The 20,251-nt window shown below is 64.6% G+C and carries 16 protein-coding genes; 8 read left to right on the forward strand and 8 right to left on the reverse strand.

Annotated elements, in window-relative coordinates:
• The first annotated feature begins 55 nt into the window (after window positions 1–55).
• From BXY39_RS11010 to BXY39_RS11035, 6 genes are all read left to right on the forward strand, one after another.
• Complete coding sequence (locus BXY39_RS11010; RefSeq protein WP_170163776.1) at window positions 56–655, forward strand: histidine phosphatase family protein; 600 nt, start codon at window positions 56–58, stop codon at window positions 653–655.
• Window positions 656–666: 11 nt separating this feature from the next.
• Entirely contained in the window at window positions 667–2,250 is a 1,584-nt protein-coding gene (locus BXY39_RS11015; RefSeq protein WP_121938877.1) for an AMP-binding protein, read from the forward strand.
• A 64-nt stretch (window positions 2,251–2,314) separates the two neighbouring features.
• A complete protein-coding gene (locus BXY39_RS11020) occupies window positions 2,315–2,965 on the forward strand; it encodes a hypothetical protein (protein ID WP_147453548.1) in 651 nt (216 codons plus the stop codon).
• Window position 2,966: 1 nt separating this feature from the next.
• Window positions 2,967–4,436 (forward strand): aldehyde dehydrogenase family protein, encoded by a 1,470-nt coding sequence (locus tag BXY39_RS11025; RefSeq protein ID WP_170163777.1) that lies wholly within the window; start codon window positions 2,967–2,969, stop codon window positions 4,434–4,436.
• 289 nt (window positions 4,437–4,725) lie between these two features.
• Window positions 4,726–7,164 carry a TonB-dependent receptor gene (locus tag BXY39_RS11030; protein ID WP_170163778.1) on the forward strand — a complete coding sequence of 813 codons (2,439 nt, stop codon included), beginning with the start codon at window positions 4,726–4,728 and terminating at the stop codon, window positions 7,162–7,164.
• Window positions 7,165–7,387: 223 nt separating this feature from the next.
• A complete protein-coding gene (locus BXY39_RS11035) occupies window positions 7,388–8,950 on the forward strand; it encodes a long-chain-fatty-acid--CoA ligase (protein ID WP_121938881.1) in 1,563 nt (520 codons plus the stop codon).
• Between the two features lie 70 nt (window positions 8,951–9,020).
• On the opposite strand, the gene BXY39_RS11040 is transcribed toward BXY39_RS11035, so the two are convergent.
• The 3 genes from BXY39_RS11040 to BXY39_RS11050 form a co-directional block, all read right to left on the reverse strand.
• On the reverse strand, window positions 9,021–10,127 hold the full coding sequence (locus BXY39_RS11040; protein ID WP_211332203.1) for a M14 family metallopeptidase: 1,107 nt from the start codon (window positions 10,125–10,127) through the stop codon (window positions 9,021–9,023).
• Window positions 10,124–11,335, reverse strand: a complete 1,212-nt coding sequence (locus BXY39_RS11045) for an MFS transporter (RefSeq protein ID WP_170163779.1) — start codon at window positions 11,333–11,335, stop codon at window positions 10,124–10,126. The genes BXY39_RS11040 and BXY39_RS11045 overlap by 4 nt, the downstream gene beginning before the upstream one ends.
• Window positions 11,336–11,545: 210 nt before the next feature.
• On the reverse strand, window positions 11,546–12,580 hold the full coding sequence (locus BXY39_RS11050; RefSeq protein WP_121939013.1) for a hypothetical protein: 1,035 nt from the start codon (window positions 12,578–12,580) through the stop codon (window positions 11,546–11,548).
• A 231-nt stretch (window positions 12,581–12,811) separates the two neighbouring features.
• Between BXY39_RS11050 and trmB the strand changes: the two genes are divergently transcribed.
• Complete coding sequence (gene trmB / locus BXY39_RS11055) at window positions 12,812–13,543, forward strand: tRNA (guanine(46)-N(7))-methyltransferase TrmB (RefSeq protein ID WP_121939014.1); 732 nt, start codon at window positions 12,812–12,814, stop codon at window positions 13,541–13,543.
• A 19-nt stretch (window positions 13,544–13,562) separates the two neighbouring features.
• Here trmB and BXY39_RS11060 read toward each other — a convergent pair whose 3' ends face one another.
• From BXY39_RS11060 to BXY39_RS11080, 5 genes are all read right to left on the reverse strand, one after another.
• On the reverse strand, window positions 13,563–13,958 hold the full coding sequence (locus BXY39_RS11060; RefSeq protein WP_121938883.1) for a hypothetical protein: 396 nt from the start codon (window positions 13,956–13,958) through the stop codon (window positions 13,563–13,565).
• 2 nt (window positions 13,959–13,960) lie between these two features.
• Window positions 13,961–14,371 (reverse strand): heavy-metal-associated domain-containing protein, encoded by a 411-nt coding sequence (locus tag BXY39_RS11065; protein ID WP_121938884.1) that lies wholly within the window; start codon window positions 14,369–14,371, stop codon window positions 13,961–13,963.
• Between the two features lie 20 nt (window positions 14,372–14,391).
• The gene (locus BXY39_RS11070; RefSeq protein ID WP_121938885.1) at window positions 14,392–15,060 is read right to left on the reverse strand and encodes a hypothetical protein; all 669 of its coding nucleotides are present in this window, start codon (window positions 15,058–15,060) and stop codon (window positions 14,392–14,394) included.
• A 96-nt stretch (window positions 15,061–15,156) separates the two neighbouring features.
• Complete coding sequence (locus BXY39_RS11075; protein ID WP_147453549.1) at window positions 15,157–15,531, reverse strand: hypothetical protein; 375 nt, start codon at window positions 15,529–15,531, stop codon at window positions 15,157–15,159.
• Between the two features lie 75 nt (window positions 15,532–15,606).
• Window positions 15,607–16,698 carry an EAL domain-containing protein gene (locus BXY39_RS11080; protein WP_121938887.1) on the reverse strand — a complete coding sequence of 364 codons (1,092 nt, stop codon included), beginning with the start codon at window positions 16,696–16,698 and terminating at the stop codon, window positions 15,607–15,609.
• A 253-nt stretch (window positions 16,699–16,951) separates the two neighbouring features.
• Between BXY39_RS11080 and BXY39_RS11085 the strand changes: the two genes are divergently transcribed.
• Entirely contained in the window at window positions 16,952–20,230 is a 3,279-nt protein-coding gene (locus BXY39_RS11085; RefSeq protein WP_121938888.1) for a VPS10 domain-containing protein, read from the forward strand.
• The last annotated feature ends 21 nt before the right edge of the window (window positions 20,231–20,251 follow it).

Raw genomic sequence — 20,251 nt, forward strand, 5'->3', positions numbered from 1 at the left:
GCGGCGGCCCCGAAAGGGCCCGCCCCGGCAGGATCATCGGTACGGGAGGGGCCTGATGCAGTTGCTGCTTGTCCGCCACGGTCAGCCCGACACCAGACAGGAGGGACGTTTCGTCAACCCGCCGCTGACCGAACGCGGCCACTGGCAGGCGGCGCGGGCCGCGGACCGGCTGGCGCGGGAGGAGATCGCCGCCATTGTCTCAAGCCCCCTGCGGCGGGCCTATGACACGGCCCGTCCGCTGGCCGAACGGTTGGGACTTGAGGTCGAGGTGGTGGACCATCTGGCCGAGGTGGACGGCGGCGGCGAGGGCACACGCTATATCTCCCTCGAGGCGCTGCGGCGCGAGGGCGGTCCCCGCTGGCAGAACTTTCTGGACGATCCGGTCGGCTTCCTCGGCGGCGATACCGAAACCTTTTGCGCGAATGTGCTGGGGGCCTTCGGGCGTATCCTCCAGCGCGGTGAAGCCGGCAAGGTGGCGGTGTTCACGCACGGCCTGCCGATCAATGTCATTCTGGCGCATATTCTGGGCATCGAGCGGCTGACGCGTTTTGTCCCCCATTACTGCTCGCTGACCCGGCTGATCGGTGCGGATATGCAGCGGCTGACCATTCTCAGCGTCAATGACACCGGCCATTTCGGCCCGGACGAGATCTAAAGGGGGCTTGCATGTATCCGGACCAGATCGCCGCAAGCACCCCCGACAAGGCCGCCCTGCGCCTTGACGATGCGGTGGTGACATATGCCGAACTGGCTGAGCGGTCGCGGCGGCTGGCGGCATTTTTTCGTCATCTGGGGGTTCGGCGCGGCGATGTGGTCGCCTTGCAGATGATGAACGGTTTCGATTTCCTGGTCATTGCCTGGGCGGCGCAGCGCTCCGGTCTGTATTATGTGCCCATCGCCACGCGGCTGACGCCGGAGGAAACCGGTTATATCCTTGCCGACAGCGCCGCCGCCGTTTTCATCACTGACGGCGAACGTGCCCCCGGCGCGGCAGAGGCCGCTGTTATTGCCGTAAAGTCCCGCCCGGCTGCCGCACCGCACCTGTCAGTGTATGCGGTGGCGGCGCATGGGGGCGAGACGCCGCTGCTGTGGTCTGCCGTGGATGCCTGCGGACCGGCACTGGACAATGCCGCCCTGCACGACCCGGTGGAAGGCGGCGACATGCTTTACACATCCGGCACGACGGGACGGCCCAAGGGTGTGCGCAGGCCCCTGGACTTCGTGCCACTGGGCAGCGAGGCCCGGCGCGTGGAGCGTGCCAGGATCCTGTTCGATATGGATGCGGAGACGGTCTTTCTTTCGTCCGCGCCGCTGTATCATGCAGCCCCCTTGCGCTTCGTGATGAATCTGCTGCGCATGGGCGGCACCGTGGTTCTCATGCGCAAGTTCGAGGCCCGTGCCGCGCTGGATACGCTTGTCCGCCACCGCGTGACCCACAGCCAGTGGGTGCCGACCATGTTCGTCCGTATGCTGGACCTGCCGCCTGAAACGCGTAAGGGCGCCGATTTGTCCGCCCACCGCGTAGCGATCCATGCCGGTGCACCGTGCCCCGTGGCGGTGAAAAGGGCGATGATCGACTGGTGGGGCCCGATCCTGCACGAATATTATGCGGGCACGGAAAGCATCGGCTTAACCCATGTGAGAAGCGCGGAGTGGCTGCAACGCCCCGGCACGGTGGGCAAGGCGTGGCGGAGCGCGCTTCACATCGTCGATGAGGATGGCGGGGAGCTTGGCCCCCGTCAGGTCGGTGCGGTGTATTTTTCGGGCGGGGCGCCGCTCAACTATCACAATGCGCCCGAGAAAACAGCGGCAGCCAGCCATGCCGCCGGCTGGGCCACCATGGGCGATATGGGCTATGTGGACGAAGAGGGCTATCTGTTCCTGACCGACCGCAAGGCCTTCACCATTATTTCCGGCGGGGTGAATGTGTACCCGAAGGAGATTGAGGACGCGCTTCTGTTGCATGCCAATGTGGCGGACACCGCCGTCTTCGGCGTGCCGGACGACGATCTGGGCGAGGCGGTTCTGGCCGTGGTCGAACCGCGCGCCATGCCCGCAGATACTAACGCCGCCCGGATCGAGGCCGAAAGCCTGCTGGCTTTTCTGCGCGGGCGTCTGGCCGGGTTCAAATGTCCGAAATTCATCGATTTTTGCGACACGCTGCCGCGTCTCGACACCGGCAAGCTGGAAAAGCACAAGCTGCGCGCAGCCTATGCCGACAGTGGAAAGCGCGGCCACAGGGTGCGCTGACAGTATGTCTGCCGCATGGGGCGAGGGCGTAAAGGGCCAGGATATGCAGGGGAAAGAGGGAACGATGACGGACCGGACACAGGATGCGGACGGCGGGCTGAAAAGCCGGGTGCTTTTGATGCTGCGGCTGAAGGGCTTTGCCGGGGCGGAGGCGATTGCCGCCTGCCTCGGCGTGGGGGCTGCACCGGTAGCCGCCCTGCTCGCCGATCTGGTAGCCGCCGGACTGGCGGAGGAAAAAAAGATCGGCCACCGCCTGACGCCGGATGGACAGGCGGCGGCGGATGCCGATACGGCGGCGGAGCGCGGGCAGGTTGGCGATGAGGTCATCGCTGCCTTCTACGCCCGTTTCAACGATGTCAATCCCGAGTTCAAGGCGCTGGTGGCCCGCTGGCAAATGCGCGAGGTCGACGGCGCAGTGGTGCCGAACGATCACAGCGATACGGCCTATGATCGTGGCATCATCGCAGCGCTGGCTACCATTGACGGTGTCATCCTGACCCTGATGACGGACATGAGCGCGGCACTGCCGCGCATGGCGCGTTACAATCACCGTTTTGCCGCAGCCCTTGAGGCGCTGAAACAGGGCGAGGTCCGCTATATGGCCGCCCCCGTCATCGACAGTTATCACACCGTCTGGTTCGAACTGCATGAAGACCTGATCCGCCTGAGCGGCAAGACACGTCGGCAGGAAGCGCTGGCCGGAAAGGCTGTGTAGCGTGGAGCCGGTCGACACATACTGGGTCGCGGGGGAATGGCACCCCGCTGACGGCGCGGCCTACAGCCGGCCCGCCCCCGTGGAGGGGACGGCCTTGCCGGGTGTCCGGCTGGCGGGCGCCACGCTGATGGACCGGGCCCTTGACGCCGCCGTCACTGCCCTGCCGGCGGCTGAGGCCTTGAGCGTGGCTGAGCGTCAGGCGGCCCTGACCGCGCTTTCGCACGCGCTGACGGCGGATGCCGGGGCGCTTGCCGCGCACGTGACGGTGGAGGTCGGCTGTCCGGCGGCACAGGCCGAGGCACTACAGGTGTCGAGCGCGGCGGGTGTGCTGTCGGCCTATGCCGCGATGCTGGACACCCACGTGTTCGAGGAAAGGCGCGCCGGTCTGCGGGGCGGTACCGTGCTGATCCGCAAAAACCCGGTCGGTGTGGCCGCCGGTATCGTGCCGTGGAACGTGCCGCTGTTTCTGGCCGCGGTCAAACTGGGCGCGGCGATTGCGGCCGGCTGCCCCATCGTGCTGAAACCGTCGCCGGAGAACGCCGCCAGCATGCATCGTTTCGCCGCCCATGTGGCCGGGTTGCCGCTGCCGCCCGGCATGGTCAGTGTGCTGACGGGGGACCGGGATTTCGGCGCCGCCCTTGTGGCCGACAGCCGCGTGGCCAAGGTCAGCTTTACCGGATCCACCGCCGCGGGCCGCCATGTGGCGCGCGCCTGTGCCGACCGATTTGCCCGCTGTACGCTGGAGCTGGGCGGCAAGTCGGCGGCCATTCTTCTGGATGACATTGACCTTGACGCGGTGTGGGGGGAGCTGTTTCTCGCCACGTTGCAAAACAATGGTCAGGTCTGCGGCGCACAGTCCCGCCTGTTTCTGCCGCGCAGCCGTTTTGCAGAATTGTCGGAGGATCTGGCCGCGCGCTTCCGGGCGCTGACCATCGGCGATCCGCGCGATGCCGCGACCCATATCGGCCCGGTTGCCGCGCCCATACAGCAGGACCGCATCATGGCCGCCCTACGCGGTGCCGAGGCGGACGGCGCCCGCGCGCTTGCCGGCGGCAGTCAGGCGAACGAGCCGGGCGGGGGCTGTTTTATCGCGCCGACGCTGTACACGACTGTGGACGACGGCATGGCCATCGCCCGCGAAGAGGTCTTCGGCCCTGTCATCGTGGCGCTGCCCTATGACAGCGAGGACGATGCGCTTGCCCGCGCCAATGCCTCGCCATACGGCCTGTCCGGCTCGGTCTGGAGCGCGGATGCGGACCGGGCGCTGCGTCTTGCCAAGGGCATGCGCACCGGCACGGTCGGGCTGTCCACCAAGCGAATACTGGATTTCGGCAGCCCCTTTGGCGGCATGCGCGCCTCCGGCCTGGGTCGGGAGATGGGGCCGGAGGGCATCGACGCCTATCTGGAGACGACAGCCATTCTGGCGCCCCGCGGGTTTGAGGCGGCAAGCGGCGGCGCACAGGACGAATAACAACGCCGGACGGGTGCCCGGTCGGAGGGACCGCGCCCGAAAAACCCGCACACACGGGCAAACCGGCACAGGGTTGGGAGTTTTGGCAGCGTTCTGAGTTTCACAGGGGAGAGGTTCACAATGACCTGGGAGATGGGACATGATCGAGTATGACGACACGCGCACTGCCTTGGGAGGGCAGGGGTCGCAGACGACTGCATGCAGGACGGCACACCGGGGCGGACACCCCGGCCCGTTGACAAGACCGGATTGCCCTGGGATATCCGCGCCGTTGGCGGGGTTTGGGCGTTTGGCGAAAGCGATGCTGTTGGGCGGTACGGCCCTGTTGCTGGCCCCTGCCGCCTGGGCGCAGGATGACGGGCAGGTTGCCGATACGGGCAGTGACAGCGATCTTGTCCTCGACGAAATTCTCGTCACCGCACAGAAACGCGTGCAGTCGCTGCAATCGGTGCCGCAGTCGGTCTCGGCCCTGAGCGGGGATGACCTGCGGGCGCGCAACCTTCTGGAGACGACGGACCTGAACGGCGCGGTGCCGAACCTTCAGGTCACGTCCGCCTATTCCCGCACGCAGCCCAACTTCTCGCTGCGGGGCATCAGTGTCGCGAACGAGTTCAGCGCCAGCATCGCCTCGCCCGTCGGTGTCTATGTGGACGAGGTGTATCAGAATTTCCGCGCGTCCCACGGGCAGCAGCTTTATGATCTGGACCGGATCGAGGTGGTGCGCGGGCCGCAGGGCACGCTTTATGGCCGCAACACCACGGGCGGCGCCATCAACTTCATCACCCGCCGGCCCAGCCTGGAGGGTACGGAAGGCTATGTCACCGCCAATTACGGCAATTTCGATACCCTGCGCATGGACGGCGCGGCGGAGGCCACGATCATCCCCGGCAAGCTGGGCGTGCGCTTCGCCGCCACCTTCGGCGACGGGGACGGTTACACCTTCAACCCCGTCGACGGCCAGTATTACGGCGACACCAACTATTACGGTGCGCGTGCCACCATCCTGTGGAAACCGAACGAGGATATGGACGTTCTGCTCAAGGTTTACACGGCGGAAAACGACCAGCTTCAGGATTTGCCCTACGGTATCGGCTACAATGAAAACGGCACCGACAATTTCGGCTACTCGCGCGAGTTGCGCGGCCTTGCCGAGAATGAGGTGGAGGCCGACACGGCGGGCAATTATTTCAACGATGCGGACGGTATCGTGCTGACCGTCAATTATGAATGGGACGAGATCACGCTGACGTCCATCACCGGATATGACAGCGGCACCTTCGACCTGTCGCCGTTCGACTGTGACGGGTCGCCCAACAATGTCTGCGCCATCCGCTACAATTCCGAGCATGACGGCTTCAATCAGGACCTGCGCCTGACCTATACCGGCGACCGGCTGCAGGTGATCGGCGGACTGTATTACGGCTGGGACCGCAACATCACCAACAACGAGCCGGATTTCTTCGGTATCCTGACCGACCTCGGTGTGCCGGCGGATTTCTTCAACGCGCCGATCGCCAGCGCCGATGCGCTGGCCGTCGTACCCGCCGGCGCCGGCCCGGACCCGTGTGCGCCGGTGGTCGTCAACCCGAACGGCTTTTTCGACGCGCGCAGCTTCCTGGACCCGTCCTGTGCCGCGGTGGCCCCGCCGGTCAGCCCGATCCTGGCGGAACAGCAGTTCACCATCGAGCGCCCGTCCTACGCCATTTACGGCGAGGCGATCTATGATGTGACGGACAAGTTCACCGTCACGCTCGGCCTGCGCTACACTTATGACGAGGTGCGGTTCGAGGATGCGCGCACCGTCCTGTTCGACGCGGCGGGCAACCCGCGTGCCAGCACGGTGCCTTTCAGTTTCCCGTTCGATCCCAGCCTGCCCGCCGTCAATCTGGAGGAGGACACCGGCCGGCTGACCGGGCGCCTGATCCTGAATTATCAGTGGCAGGATGAGGTGATGACCTATGCCAGCTACAGCCGGGGCTACCGCGCGGGCGCGTGGAACGGCCTCGCCTATCAGGCGATCGAGCAGGTCTTCTTCGTGCCGCCGGAAGAGGTGGACGCCTTCGAGGTCGGCCTGAAATCCCGCTGGTTCGACAACCGGCTGCAATTCAACGCCGCCGCCTTTTATTACGACTATCAGAACCAGCAGATCGCCGAGATCGTCGGCGCGACCTCCTTCCTGCGGGCGGTCAATGGCCGCATCTGGGGTCTGGAGGCTGAGTTTACCGCGCTTGTCAACGACTGGCTGGTCATTGACGGGTCCGGCGGTTATCTGAACAGCCGCTATGACAGCGGGCAGGTGCTGGACGGCGGCGGTGCCATCGGCGGCAACGAATTTCCCAATGCGCCGGACATCATGGCCAATCTGGGGGCCACCATCACCTTCTGGGAACAGGAGGACCGCTCCATCGTGTTGCGCGCGGACGGCCAGTATATCGGTGAATACTGGTTCGACCCGTTCAACGATTACGGCGGCCAGTTCGTCGGCAGTCCGACGCTGGAGGGCCAGCCGCTGGCCAGCAGCGAACTGGGCGAGGGCAATCCCGCCTATTTCCTGGCCAATGCGCGGCTGACCTTCAATCAGGAAAACTTCGCCGTTTCCCTGTGGGCCCGCAACATCTTCGACAATTTCTATTTCACCTACGGGCTGAACCTGAACGCCTTCAATCAGGATTATCTGGTACGCGGCCTGCCCCGTACCTACGGCGTTGAACTGACAGCGCGTTTCTAGTCTGTCCCCCACGCCCTGAGTGCCGGAAGGGATCACCGTATTCCTTCCGGCGCTTCCCGCTTTCCAGGCCGGCCAGTGCAGGCGGGAGGCAAATCACGTCGGTCCGCCCGTATTTCACTACCTGTCATACCGTACCGGAAAGCGTTCCGTACCGGAAAGCGTTGCCGAAAACAGGCAGGCGCTCTAAGTCTGTATCGGGGCGAGATATTCGGGAGGTCTTTTCATGCTGATTCACAAAGTGATCGATTTTCAGGCGCGCAATCTGGGCGATGCCCCCATGCTGGGCGAGGCCGGCGGCGATTGCCTGACCTATGCCGAAGGGGCGGCGCGCGTGCACCGCATGGCGCATGTCTTTTCCGATCTGGGCGTAGGCCGGGGCGACCGGGTCGCCATTCTGGCGCAAAACCAGCCGGATGCCGTTCTGGCCGTGGTGGCGCTGGCCCATCTGGGCGCGGTGGCGGCCGTTCTGAACTGGCGGCTGGCGCCAGCCGAGATTGCCGAAATTGTCACCGACCTGGAGCCGGCCGCCGTCCTGGCGCCGGATGACGAGCTGTTGCCGCTGCTGGACATGTGGCGCAAGACGGCGGCCACCGTGGCGCCGGTCATCGACCGCGCGGACTGGACCGCGCGTGTGGATGCCGCCGAGGACACGCCGTTTTCAGGGCCGGATATCGGCGAGGATGACACGGTCCTGCAATTATACACCAGCGGCACGACCGGCCTGCCCAAGGGCGTGCGGATGACGCACCGCAACCTTGTCGCCGCATGGCAGCGGACGCAGGTTGCCGCCTCGTTCCGGACACGGCCCGGCGATACCGAGCTTCTGGTCGCGCCTATTTTCCATATCGGCGGCATCGGCCCGGCCCTGTTCTGTTTTTTCAACGGCGCGCGCATGCTGACCTGCCGCACCTTTCACCCGGTTGAAACCGCGCGCATCCTGGCCGAGGAACGCATCGCCTATCTGTTCATGGTGCCGGCAATGATCCATGCCATGGTCGCCATGGTGCCCAATCTGGCCGATTATGATTTCAGTGCCTTGCGGCTGATCGGCTACGGCGCCTCGCCCATCTCGGACACGGTTTTGAAGCAGGCGATCGAGGTGTTCGGCTGCGGCTTCTGCCAGTATTACGGCATGACGGAGGCCACCGGCGCCATTGTCTGCCTGTCGGTGGAGGACCATGAGAAAGCCCTGAACGGACGTCCCGACCTGCTGCTGTCGGCCGGGCGGCCGGGACCGGATGTGGAGTTCCGCGTGGTCGGCCCCGATGGCCGTGACATGCCGGCGGGCGAAACCGGTGAGCTTGTCTTCCGGTCGCCGTCATCCAGTTCCGGTTACTGGCGCCGGCCGGAAGAGACAAAAGCGACCATGGCGGACGGCTGGGTCCGGTCCGGCGATGCCGGTTATGTGGACGCGGACGGCTATGTCTTTGTCCGCGACCGGGTGAAGGACATGGTGATTTCGGGGGCGGAGAATATTTATCCGACCGAGGTGGAGAAAATTCTGATCCGTCACCCGGACATCGGCGATGTGGCGGTGATCGGTGTGCCCGATGAGCGCATGGGCGAAAGCCTGCTGGCCTGCATTGTGCCACGGGACGGCACAGGCAATGCCGCTGCCCTGAGCGCCGAGGCGGTGACCGAGTTTTGCCGTCCCCATCTGGCGGGTTACAAGATCCCGCGCCGGATCGCGCTGATGGACAGCATTCCCCGCAATGCCAGCGGCAAGATCCTCAAGACCGTGCTGCGTGAACCCTACTGGGCGACGCGGGAACGGCGGGTGTCCTGACCGGTGTTCCGGCTATCCTTGCGGCGGCTGTTTTGGCCGCCGCCGGGATGCCGCCCGTGTCCGCCCGGTTTCAGTCCGGCGGGTCGGCGCGGCGGCTGACCATGGCGAGCGGCTCGCCCCGCCGCACCGGCGGGGTGGCCACCACATAATTGACGATGCCGTCAAAGGGCGCGCGGATGGTGGCGACCGGTTCGCCGAACAGGTTCTGCAACACCCCGAGCCGGCCGCCCGCCGCCACTGCATAGCCGTCGCGCACAGCGGGGATGAACACCCCGTCCGCCGGGCTTGTCACCACCCTGTAGCCTGTCAGCCAGACCGGATTTTCAACCGGCGTGGCCGTGCCCGGTATCATGGAAAAATGCCGCAATATGTTCCAGACGCCGCGCTCCGCCGGGCCGACCCAGTCTTCGACCACGCTGCCGAGCTGGCCGGTTTCCGTGGTGATGGCGGGTTTGCCCATCACCAGCGCCGTCTGGTCGGTATAGCGGGTGGGGCGGGCGGACATGTCGCGCTGGTCGTCGATGACGATATGGTCCAGCCCGAAGGCCAGCGCCATGTCCCGGATCGCCCTATCCATGGCCTTGTCGCCCGTCACCGGCATGTAAATGTAAGGCCGCAGCGCCTCGTTGCCGTCACCGGCGTGCAGGTCCAGCACATAGTCGGCGGGCGCAATGACATAGGCGGTGATGGCGTGGGCGATGCGGTCGCTCACCGTGCCGTCCGCCCTGCCGGGATAGACGCGGTTCAGGTTTTTGCCGTCGACCGGGCCGCGGTAGACTGTGCGTTCCATGAAGGACGGCATGTTGGCCACATGCACCATGATCACCGTGCCCGACAACAGGCTCGGGTCCAGAGCGCGACGCACCCGGTGCAGGGCGATGACGGGCGCGTATTCATAGCCGTGGGTGCCGGCGATCAGGGCCAGAACCGGCCCCGGTTTTGCGCCGTGCGCGATGGTGACCGGCACCTTTGTGCCCGTATCCACGCCCTCCGCAATGTCGAGAAAACCGCTGACCATCGTGCCCGGCGCCGCCGTCAACGGGCCGGCAGTGAAAGCCGCGCGGGTCGCGGTGTCTTCAGTGGCAACAGCCGGGGCGGACGCCGCCAGGCCCCCCGCCAGCATGGCGCCGACCGCCATGCGGATCGCTGTCCGCAGGATCGTCCCTGTTATCGTCATGTCGTCTCCTCCCTTTGATCCGCGTTCGTTTGTCCCGGTGGGCGGCTGAACAGCCAGAACAGCAGGAATACAGCGGTGATCAACGCCAGCCCGGCGGGCGCGCCGAACCATCCGGCCAGCGCGCCGACGATCCATGCGCCGAGGGACGGCGCCGCCATCACCTGCATGGACCACAGGCTGGCGATCCGCCCGCGCGCACTGTCGCTGACCGTGCGCTGCATGATGATCTGGCCACTGACGCCCGTCGTTGTCATGGTCATGCCCATGCCCGCCGCCAGCAGGGCGGCGACCGGCAGCGACGGCGCGGCGACAAAACCCAGTTGCAGCAGGGCGTTCGCCAGCATGCTGCGCCGCATCACATGGGGCAGGGACCATCTGTCGGCCATGTTGGCCATCATCGTCGCACCGATGAGCGCGCCGATGCCGATGGAACTGGCCAGCCAGGTCAGGCCGTCCACGCCCGCGTTGAACTGGGTATCCGCCAGCCCGGCCAGCAGGTCGCGCACCGCGCGGAAGCTGAGCGACGACATGGCCGCCGCCAGGATGACGGGGCCGAGGGTGCCGTCGCGCATGGCAAGATCAAGCCCGGCGCGCATATCCCGCAGGAAGGATTTGGCGCGGCCCGAGGCCGGGTCCCGGCTGACGCGCGGCAGCAGGAACAGCACGATGAAGAAAATCACGAAGGTTGCCGCCGTGACGGCAAATGCCGCATCCACGCCCGCGCGGGTGATCAGCACGCCGGCGATGGCCGGGCCGACGAACTGCGCCAGATTGAACAGGGTGGCGCTGAGCGCGATGGCATTGGGCAGCGCGTCTTTCGAAACCAGGCTCGGCACCAGGGACAGGCGCACCGGCATCCAGAATCCTTCCGATACCGCGAAAACCCCGATCATCACCAGCAGCAGCGGCAGGGTGAGCCCGCCGCCCGCGATCAGCGCCGTCATCGCCAGCGCGCTGGCGATGTCGAGAAGCCGCACGCAGCGGGCCAGGAACAGCCGGTCGCCCCGGTCGGCCAGCGTGCCGGCCAGTGGCGAGGTGACGATGAAGACGCCGGCCTGAAGGGCGGCGGCGATGCCGAGCCACGCGAAGGAGCCGGTCATCTCCCACACCAGCCACTGGCTGGCCAGCCGCCGGATCCAGTAGCCCAGCGTGGCGAACCAGCTGAAGGCGGCAAACAGCAGATAGGTCGGTTCCGAGCGCAGGCGCATCAGACCCCGCGCCCCGGGTTTTGATGGCGGCGCCCCGGAACCGGATGTTTCTGCGGTGCCGTGCGGTCGGGTCGCTTTGTCCGCTTTGGGTGAGGACTCCATGACCCCGCCTGTGTACGCGCTGCGGTGCCGCCATGGCAAGGGGCCGGGCGGAGATATCCGACCCGATCGTCTTCCGACGGTCTCCTGTTGGCTTTCTAGCGGTTCTCTCTACCCGCCCAGAATGTTGGGTGCGCGGCCCGTGGCGATCCACGGGATGGCGACGGCGATGATGACGCTGACGATCAGGCCGATGAAGGCGCGCACGATGTCCGTGACCACGTCGAAGGCGGCCTCGCCCCGTTCGCGCAGATGGGTGCGGGCGGAAATCGCCAGTTCCCGGCCCGCCAGCAGGCCGAGGAAGACCCATGTGGTGCTCATCGGCACATTGCTGATATCCTTGAAGAACATCAGTGTCAGGGCATAGATGAAGTCGATCAGCGTGGCGGCGCGGATGTCGGTGGTGTTGGCCTTGCTGAGGACGATTTTCTGGATTTCACCGCCGCGCGTGGCGAAGATGATGGCGTGCAGCGCCAGCATGACAACGGTGGCGAACAGCAGCAGTTCGGGCGTGAAGCTGACGCTGAGGGTGCCGTCCGGGTTCGGGACCGTCTGGCGCGGCAGGAAAATGAAGATATTCGCCAGATCCTGTATCAGCCACTGGGACCACAGAAACGCCGTGGACAGCCATTGCAGCGCCACCCAGTGATTGCCGATATGCTGGCTGCGCGTTTTGGCGATCCAGGATTCGAACATATGGGCCACGGTGAAATAGACCAGCGCGCCGACGAAAAACGCCACCACATAACCCATGCCCGATTTCAGCAGCATTTTCGGCAGCACATCCTCGGTGGCGGTGCCGCCGGTCAGTGCGAAAATGGTCAACACCAGAAAGGTGGTGGACACCGGAATACCGAAGCGGGTCAGGATCATCAGGAACAGCGGCGGCACCGCATGCCACCACTGGATGCCGTTTTCCGGATAGGGCAGCGAATTCAGGCGGCCATAGGCAATATCCCCCTCGCCCGCGACATAGCCATAGACCATGACGGCGACGATGATGCTGCACGCATAGAGCCACAGGACCCACCACGGCCTGAGCGAATTGGAACTGAGAAAGGTCCCCAGCGTCTGGATCGCGTCATTGGCCACGATCGAATAGGCCGCCAGAAGGAATCCGATAAACGCAAAAATCTGTATTCCCAGAATATCCATACCGAACTTTCAGATACCCGTGCCCGTGCCGTTCAGGCCGCTGTCTTGCAGGTTGCGTGCAAAACCACAACAAAAAATTGAAAAACGCCGTGATATGAAGATGTTAGCCCCAAGCCCCAATAAACTCATAGCCTTATGGGGGCAATTTTTTTCAGTTTTACTTCACTGCGATATTTTTATTATGCGGACCGCCGCCACATTCACCGTCACCAGACTTCAATCATGGGGAAAAGACAGGCTGTGCAACGCCGGTCCCGTCATATCGTCAGCAATCAGGCCGGGCCGCACGAACGGCTGGCGGAAACCGTGCGCACCCATCTGACCCACCCGTTTCAAAAACCGGTGCAGCCGCATACACGCGCGGCGTTCGAGCATTTGCAGGCATGCCTGACAGCAGCCGGTGCGGCGCCGGATGTGGACAGGGCGCTTATTCTTGATGCCTGCTGCGGGGTCGGGGACAGCAGCCGTCATCTGGCCGTCCGGCATCCGGACTGCCGGGTGATCGGGGTCGACCGTTCCGCCCACCGGCTGGCCCGGCACCGGGATGGGCGGCTGCCGGACAACCTGATCCTTCTGCGGGCCGACCTCGTCGACCTGTACCGTCTGATGCGGGGGGCGGGCTGGCGGCTGGCGCGGCATTGCCTGTTCTATCCCAATCCCTACCCCAAGGCCGCGCACCTGGGCCGCCGCTGGCACGGGAGCCCGGTTTTTCCCGACATGCTGGCCCTGGGCGGCATGCTGGAGGTCCGCAGCAACTGGCGTGTTTATGTGGACGAGTTCGCCGGGGCGCTGCGGCTGTGCGGGATCGAGGCCACCGTTGAACCATGGACGGCGGACAGTCCCGTCACCGCCTTTGAACGCAAATACCGCGACAGCGGCCATGGCCTGTGGCGTCTCTGCGCGGATGTAAACGGTTTTGCAGGGGCGGCTGTACCGCCGCCCCTGAATTTTTAGCGTTCAGCATGGTTGACGCTCAGCCGTAAAAAATGTCCGCCGCCAGAAAGGCGAAGAAAAACCCGACGGCATAAACCGCCGCCGCCACGCCAAGCAGGACGCGGGAGAGACGGCGCAGTCGCATGCAGGCCCGTGCCGCCGCCGGGTCCAGGGGGCAGGGGGCGTTGCGGGTCCGCCACTGCATCGCGCCCGCGGCCACCAGCATGATACCCGAGACGGCAAAGACACCTTCCTTATGGTCCGACAGCCAGACAAGCTGCGGCACGGCGGAGACCAGCCCCGCCGTTACCGCGCCAAGGCCGAGCGTGACCAGCAGCGCCGGCAGCGCGCAGCACACCAGCGTGCCGGTGCTGGCGAACAAGGCCAGGATCGCGGGCCATGTCGGCGCGGCGGTTTCCCTGGTGGATGGGGGCATGGTCAGGGCCGGTCCATTTTGCTGGTGTCGCCGCGGCGGACGGCGAGAACGTTATAGCCGCTGTCGACGATCAGCTTTTTCAGGGTGGCGTCGTCGATCTGTCCGCCAGGTTTCATCGCCAGTGTGATCGTCTTGGCCTCAAGGTCCACGGCCACGCCCGCCACCTCATCCCGGCGGGAAAAGACCTTTTCCACCGCGCGGGCGCAGAAATCGCACACCAGCCCGTTCACATCGACGATGACGGTGTCGCCGCCCGTGTCCTGTAGCGGCTTGGCCGGTGTGGTGGTCCCGGTCTCGGTGTCGTGGGCATGGGAATGGGCCTTATCGTGCTGGTGTTGCGCCTGTGCAGGCGTGATCGCCATAAGGGTCGCACCGAGTGCGACGGCAAGCGGCAGGATACGGGATATCAACATGATGCGGTTTCCTTCTTTGTCTAAAATCGGTAGGTCCAGTTGACGAGCGCCTCGCCGCTGTCGGATATGCCGGCCTCGAACAGGAAGACGGATTTGAACAGGCGGATCAGCGGTGTGACGGCGATTTCGTCCTCATTGCCGGGGCGGTGGTCGATCTGGACCATCAGCCAGGTGTGCAGGCTGCCATATGGGGCGATGTAAGGGGCGAAACCCAGCCGCGCCGATTGCATGAAGCGGTCGGGCACGCCGCCCGCCACGGTCATGCGCCCGGCATAGGATGTGAACAGGCGCCGGCTTTCCCAGTCGGCGGCAATGGCGGCAAACCCGCCAAGACCGCTTTGCGTTCCGGGATGCCGGTCTTCGTCCGGATGGGCAAGGCCGAGCGCCCCGCTCAGATACAGGTTTGCCTGGGTCTCGCGGGTATTCCACCGCTGCAACAGCCGTGTCGTCTGCATGCCGGTAAACCACCAGCCGTCGTCGCGGTTGCGTTCCACCAGCGCGCCGATGCTTTGCCGCGCGGTGGGGGAATAATGGACGAGCAGCCGGTTCATCACCGGGTCGGTTTCCTGGATGGCGGTCCACCCTCCGGGGTAGGAGACGGGCCTTGCCACGGCCGCGCCGCCGCCGGGCCATGCCAGGCCAGATAGCAGGCCAGATAGCAGGCCAAGGGCCAGTATCAAGATTTTCATATGTGTGTCGGTGTCCTTTGATGTCTGAAAACGACATGCATCCCGTGGCCATGGCTGCCGTGCAGGCGACCATGCGGGAGGCGGCGGGGTCAGACGTTAAAGGCGGGGAGGCGGCAGTGTCAGATCGTGGGCAAGGGTGTGCAGCCGGTTGTCGGCGCGCCGGTCTATCAGGTCTGGTTCCAGCGTTTCGGCAGTGACGGTCACGGCGGCAAGGGCCGGGTGCGCGGTGGCGCAGGTGCCGCAGGTACAGCCGTCATCGCAGCAGGGAGGATTGTCGCTGCCGGTCTCCTGGGCGGATGCGGTGTCGTGACAGTCCATGGTGTCGGTCGCCCCCGCGGTTTTCTGCGTGGCGGAGCCGGTCTTGGCGGCGGTCTCCGCGTGCAGGCCCATGGCGCACGGTTCACCGCCAAGCGCCACGGCATAGCCCGAGGCGAGAAACACGCACATCATCAAAATCCGCAGGAGTGTCATGGTTCGGACCTTATCGGATCCACCGGTGACGGGCAAGACAAGGGGGCGTCACAATCGGGTGAGGGGACCGGTGTTTCAGGCGGCGGGCTCTTGCGGCGGCGCCAGCTTCTCGGTTACCGGCTCCGCCTGTGGCCGGCCATAGTAAAACCCCTGTAGGTAATCGACGCGGATGTCGCGCAGGACGGCTTCTTCCCGCTCTGTCTCGATGCCCTCGGCGATGACCTGAATGTCCAGATCGTGGCACATGTCGACGATGCGCCGGGTGATGACGGCTTTGGTTTCCTTTTTGTCGATATCGGTGATGAGGGCGCGGTCGATCTTGACATAATTGGGGCGCAGGTCCGGCAGCATGGACAGGGCCGAATAGCCGCCACCCAGATCGTCCAGCGCCACCTTGAAGCCGTTGCGCCGGTAGTAGGATAATACCCCGGTCAGATGGTCCATATCGGCCACCTTTTCCGTCTCGATCACCTCGAAAACGATTTGCGACCGGTCGACACCCAGCGTGTCGATCAGGTTCAGCGTCGTTCTCAGGCAATTGCGCGGGTCGTAAATCGATGTCGGGGTGAAATTGATGAACAGTTTGCCGCGCAGCCTGTATTTGGCGGCTGCCTCCACGGCGCATGTTCGCGCCAGGCGGTCAAGCTGGAACAGCACGCCCGCCTGTGTCGCCCGGTCGAACAGCAGTCCGGGGGCGACCATATCGCCGTCCGCGTCCCAGGCGCGCAGCAAGGCCTCATGTCCGAAGGGGCGCCCGGTATCGTCGGCAAAGACAATGGGCTGGAAATGGCTGATCAGGCGATTTTCACGTAAAATATCCATCAGCCATGCGCTGTCGCTGAAGGCCACCAGTTCGCTTAAAGGGCGGATATGCCCGAAATCGCCAAGACCGGGTTCGCGGTCGCTGTCCATGAAGAGGGCCCTGGTGTCCTTCACTTCCTCTTCCGTCAAAACACCGGTCAGCTTCAGCAGCAGCGTTTCCAGCATGCCGGTGTCCACCGCGATGGCGGCCACATCGGCTGCGGCATTTGGTGCTTTTTTAATCTTTGCGCGCTGCTTCAGGGCCCGGATCTTGCCCAACGTGTGGGCTGTCGGCGGCCACAGATACAGATTTCCCTTCCGGGCAAGCGGAGACGGTATGCTGTCGCATGTGTTGCATGGTGCCATGATGCTGATCTCGAAACCCGATTGTTACCCTCAAGCCGTGCAGAACCAAGCATCTAGTCGCCTTAGTGCAGCAAAATCGAGCCTTTATGTCGCCCTATCGTCATGGTTGCCGCAAAATAGAAAATACCATTAAAGCGCAATTTTACGCGTATTGAGGGCAATTTGTCGCCGATTTGTGATCCATATGCCACCTTTGCTCTTTCCGATGCCGGTGTTATGACAGGCGGGCTGCTTTATTTTCAGGGAGGATAAAATGTCGGCTTTTGGGGGGATGCGCCTGCTGGCGGCGGGCCTATGCATCATCGGCGCGGTTCTGACCGCGGGTGTGGACACGGTGGCCCAGGACGGGGGCAACCCGTTCGCCGGGCTGAAACCCAGGCTGATCGGGCCGTCCTATTCCTCGGGACGGATTTCGGATTTCGCCTTTCACCCCACACAGCGCAACGTTTTTTATGTGGCGACGGCATCCGCCGGCGTGTGGAAAACCGACAATGCCGGCATCAGCTGGACCCCTCTTTTCGATGGTGAGGCGTCCTATGCCACCGGTGTCATCACCATGGACCCGGCCGACCCCCTGACCCTGTGGGTCGGCACGGGCGAAAACAACAGCCAGCGCTCGGTCGCGAACGGTGACGGTGTCTACAAATCCACCGACGGCGGCAAAAGCTGGAAAAATATGGGCCTGAAGGACAGCGGCCACATCTCGCGGATCTGGGTGCACCCGGATGACAGCGATGTGGTTCTGGTGGCGGCGCAGGGGCCGCTGTGGTCCGGCGGCGGTGATCGCGGTCTTTACAAAACCACCGACGGCGGCGCCACATGGACCCGCATTCTCGAAATCGACGCCGACACCGGCGTCAATGAATTTGTCGTCGACCCGAGGAACCCGGACGTGATCGTCGCGTCCAGCTATCAGCGCCGCCGCCATGTCTGGACGCTGATCAACGGCGGGCCCGGCAGCGGCGTCCACCGCACCACCGATGGCGGTGCCACATGGACAAAGGTGACACGCGGCCTGCCGACCCAGGATCATCTGGGCCGCATCGGCCTGGCGGGTGCCCCGTCCGCGCCCGGCATGATCTATGCCATCGTCGAGACCGAGGGCAAGGGCAGCGGCCTGTATCGCAGCACCGATTTCGGCCAGAGCTGGGAGAAACGCTCCGGCCACCGCACCACCAGCGCGCAATATTACAACGAGCTGATCGTCGACCCCCATGATGCCGACACGCTGTATGCGCCCGACACCTTCACCCAGGTGTCGCGCGACGGCGGCAAGACCTTCAGCCGTCTCGGTTTTGAAAGCCGCCATGTGGACGACCATGCCCTGTGGATCGACCCGGACAATACCAGCCATCTCTATATCGGCGGGGACGGCGGCATTTACGAAAGCTGGGACGGCGGTACCCTGTGGCGGCATGTGAACAACCTGCCGATCGTCCAGTTCTACCGTATTCAGCCGGATGAGGATGTGCCCTTCTACAATGTCTGCGGCGGCACCCAGGACAACAATTCACTGTGCGGCCCGTCGCGCACGGCGGTCGCGCACGGGATCACCAATTCCGACTGGCACATCGTCCTCGGCGGTGACGGTTACAAGCCGCAGATCGACCCGACGGATCCCAATATCATCTATGCCCAGTATCAATATGGCGGGCTGGCGCGCTATGACCGCCGCACGCAGGAGCGTATTTACATCACGCCGCAGCCGGACAGCGGCGAAAACGAATACAAATGGAACTGGAACACCCCCCTGCTGATCAGCCCGCACAATCCGCGACGGCTTTTCTATGCGGCGGAAAAGGTTTTCGTCTCCGACGACCGGGGCGATACCTGGCGCATCGTCAGTCCCGACCTGACGCGCCGGCTTGACCGCAACGGGCTTGAGGTCATGGGCCGGGTGTGGAGCGTGGACAGTGTGGCCAAGAATGATTCCACATCCATGTATGGCAGCATCATCGCGCTGAACGAAAGCCCGTTGCGCGAAGGGCTGATCTATGTCGGTACCGATGACGGCCTGATCCATGTGACGGAGGATTTCGGCGAAAACTGGCGCACGGTCGACAGTTTCCGAGGCGTGCCCGACATGTCGCTGGTCGAGGACATCATCGCCTCGCCGACGGATGAGAATGTCGCCTATGCGGTGATCGACAACCACAAACGCGGCGACTTCAAGCCCTATGTCCTGAAGACGACGGACAAGGGCCGGCGCTGGCGGCTGATTTCCGGCGACCTGCCGGCGCGCGGCAGTGCCCACACCATCGCCGAGGACCATGTGGACCCCGACCTGTTGTTCGTCGGCACGGAATACGGCCTGTTTTTCACCCAGAACGGCGGCGAAAACTGGACGCCGGTCAAATCCGGCTTTCCGACCATCGCGGTCCGCGATCTGGAAATCCAGCGGCGCGAAAACGATCTGGTCGTCGGCACCTTCGGGCGCGGGGCCTATGTGATCGACGATTATCGTCCCTTGCGGACCAAGGCGGCCGATCTGGCCGGCAGCAGCGCCACCCTGTTCGCGGTCCGCGACCCATGGCTGTATGTGGAAGGCAATCTGTGGGGCGGCGGCAAGAAGGGCAATCTGGGCGACCAGTTCTGGCAGGTTGACAATCCGCCTTACGGGGCCGTGTTCACCTATTATCTGAACGCCGACCTGACCACCGCGCGGGACGCCCGCCGCAAGGCCGAGCAGGAGATCGAAAAACAGGGCGGCGACACGCCGTATCCGTCCTTCGACACGCTGCGTCAGGAAGACCGCGAGGAAGCGCCCGCCATTATCCTGACGGTGCGCGATGCCTCGGGCACTGTGGTGCGGCGGATCAAGGGGGCGACGAAAAAGGGCCTGCACCGCACCGCCTGGGACCTGCGCCATGAAGCCCCGGACAAGGTGGAACTGAACGCCGGGTTCCGCCCGCCCTGGGCCGGCGAGCCCGAAGGGCCGATGGCGACACCGGGTACCTACACGGTTGAAATCGCACAGCGTGTCAGGGGCGTGCTGGAGCCGCTGGCCGGGCCGCAACGCTTCATGGTGAAACCGCTGGTGCGCAGTCCCGAGACCACGGATGACTTTGCCGGACTGCTCGCCTTCCAGCAGAAAACGGCGGACCTGTCCCGCGCGCTGGACGGTGCCCTTGGCGTCACCGGCGAAATGGACAGCCGCATCGCCCATCTGAAAGTGGCCCTGATGCGTACCCCGGCGGCGAATGAGGACCATGAAACCCGTTTGCGGGCCATGGAAACGCGACTGGCCGACATCAATGTCCGGCTCAGGGGCGATCGTACCGTGTCCGGCCGCAATGAACCGGCGCCGTGGTCGATCCGCCAGCGGGTGAACAGCATTTTCGGCCACTGGGGCTCACAGGCGCCGGTGCCGGGTGTTCATGCCCGCGCCTACCGGATCGCGGCGGCTGAATTTGCCGCCACGCTGGCCGATATCCGCACCCTTGGCGCCGACCTTGCCGCGTTCGAGGCCGAGGCCGGCGCCGCCGGCGCGCCTTGGACACCGGGCCGTCTGCCCGACTGGTCGCCGGAATAGGCCGGAACAGGGCCGGGCATG

The sequence above is a fragment of the Eilatimonas milleporae genome, assembly GCF_003688555.1.
GTDB classification, from domain to species: domain Bacteria; phylum Pseudomonadota; class Alphaproteobacteria; order Sphingomonadales; family Kordiimonadaceae; genus Eilatimonas; species Eilatimonas milleporae.

Coding starts and splice junctions, on each gene's coding strand:
- BXY39_RS11065 (WP_121938884.1), bottom strand. CDS start 14,371: ATGTTGATATCCCGTATCCTGCCGCTTGCCGTCGCACTCGGTGCGACC.
- BXY39_RS11060 (WP_121938883.1), bottom strand. CDS start 13,958: ATGCCCCCATCCACCAGGGAAACCGCCGCGCCGACATGGCCCGCGATC.
- BXY39_RS11035 (WP_121938881.1), top strand. CDS start 7,388: ATGCTGATTCACAAAGTGATCGATTTTCAGGCGCGCAATCTGGGCGAT.
- BXY39_RS11020 (WP_147453548.1), top strand. CDS start 2,315: ATGACGGACCGGACACAGGATGCGGACGGCGGGCTGAAAAGCCGGGTG.
- BXY39_RS11080 (WP_121938887.1), bottom strand. CDS start 16,698: ATGGCACCATGCAACACATGCGACAGCATACCGTCTCCGCTTGCCCGG.
- BXY39_RS11075 (WP_147453549.1), bottom strand. CDS start 15,531: ATGACACTCCTGCGGATTTTGATGATGTGCGTGTTTCTCGCCTCGGGC.
- trmB (WP_121939014.1), top strand. CDS start 12,812: ATGGGGAAAAGACAGGCTGTGCAACGCCGGTCCCGTCATATCGTCAGC.
- BXY39_RS11015 (WP_121938877.1), top strand. CDS start 667: ATGTATCCGGACCAGATCGCCGCAAGCACCCCCGACAAGGCCGCCCTG.
- BXY39_RS11070 (WP_121938885.1), bottom strand. CDS start 15,060: ATGAAAATCTTGATACTGGCCCTTGGCCTGCTATCTGGCCTGCTATCT.
- BXY39_RS11010 (WP_170163776.1), top strand. CDS start 56: ATGCAGTTGCTGCTTGTCCGCCACGGTCAGCCCGACACCAGACAGGAG.
- BXY39_RS11085 (WP_121938888.1), top strand. CDS start 16,952: ATGTCGGCTTTTGGGGGGATGCGCCTGCTGGCGGCGGGCCTATGCATC.
- BXY39_RS11040 (WP_211332203.1), bottom strand. CDS start 10,127: ATGACGATAACAGGGACGATCCTGCGGACAGCGATCCGCATGGCGGTC.
- BXY39_RS11045 (WP_170163779.1), bottom strand. CDS start 11,335: ATGCGCCTGCGCTCGGAACCGACCTATCTGCTGTTTGCCGCCTTCAGC.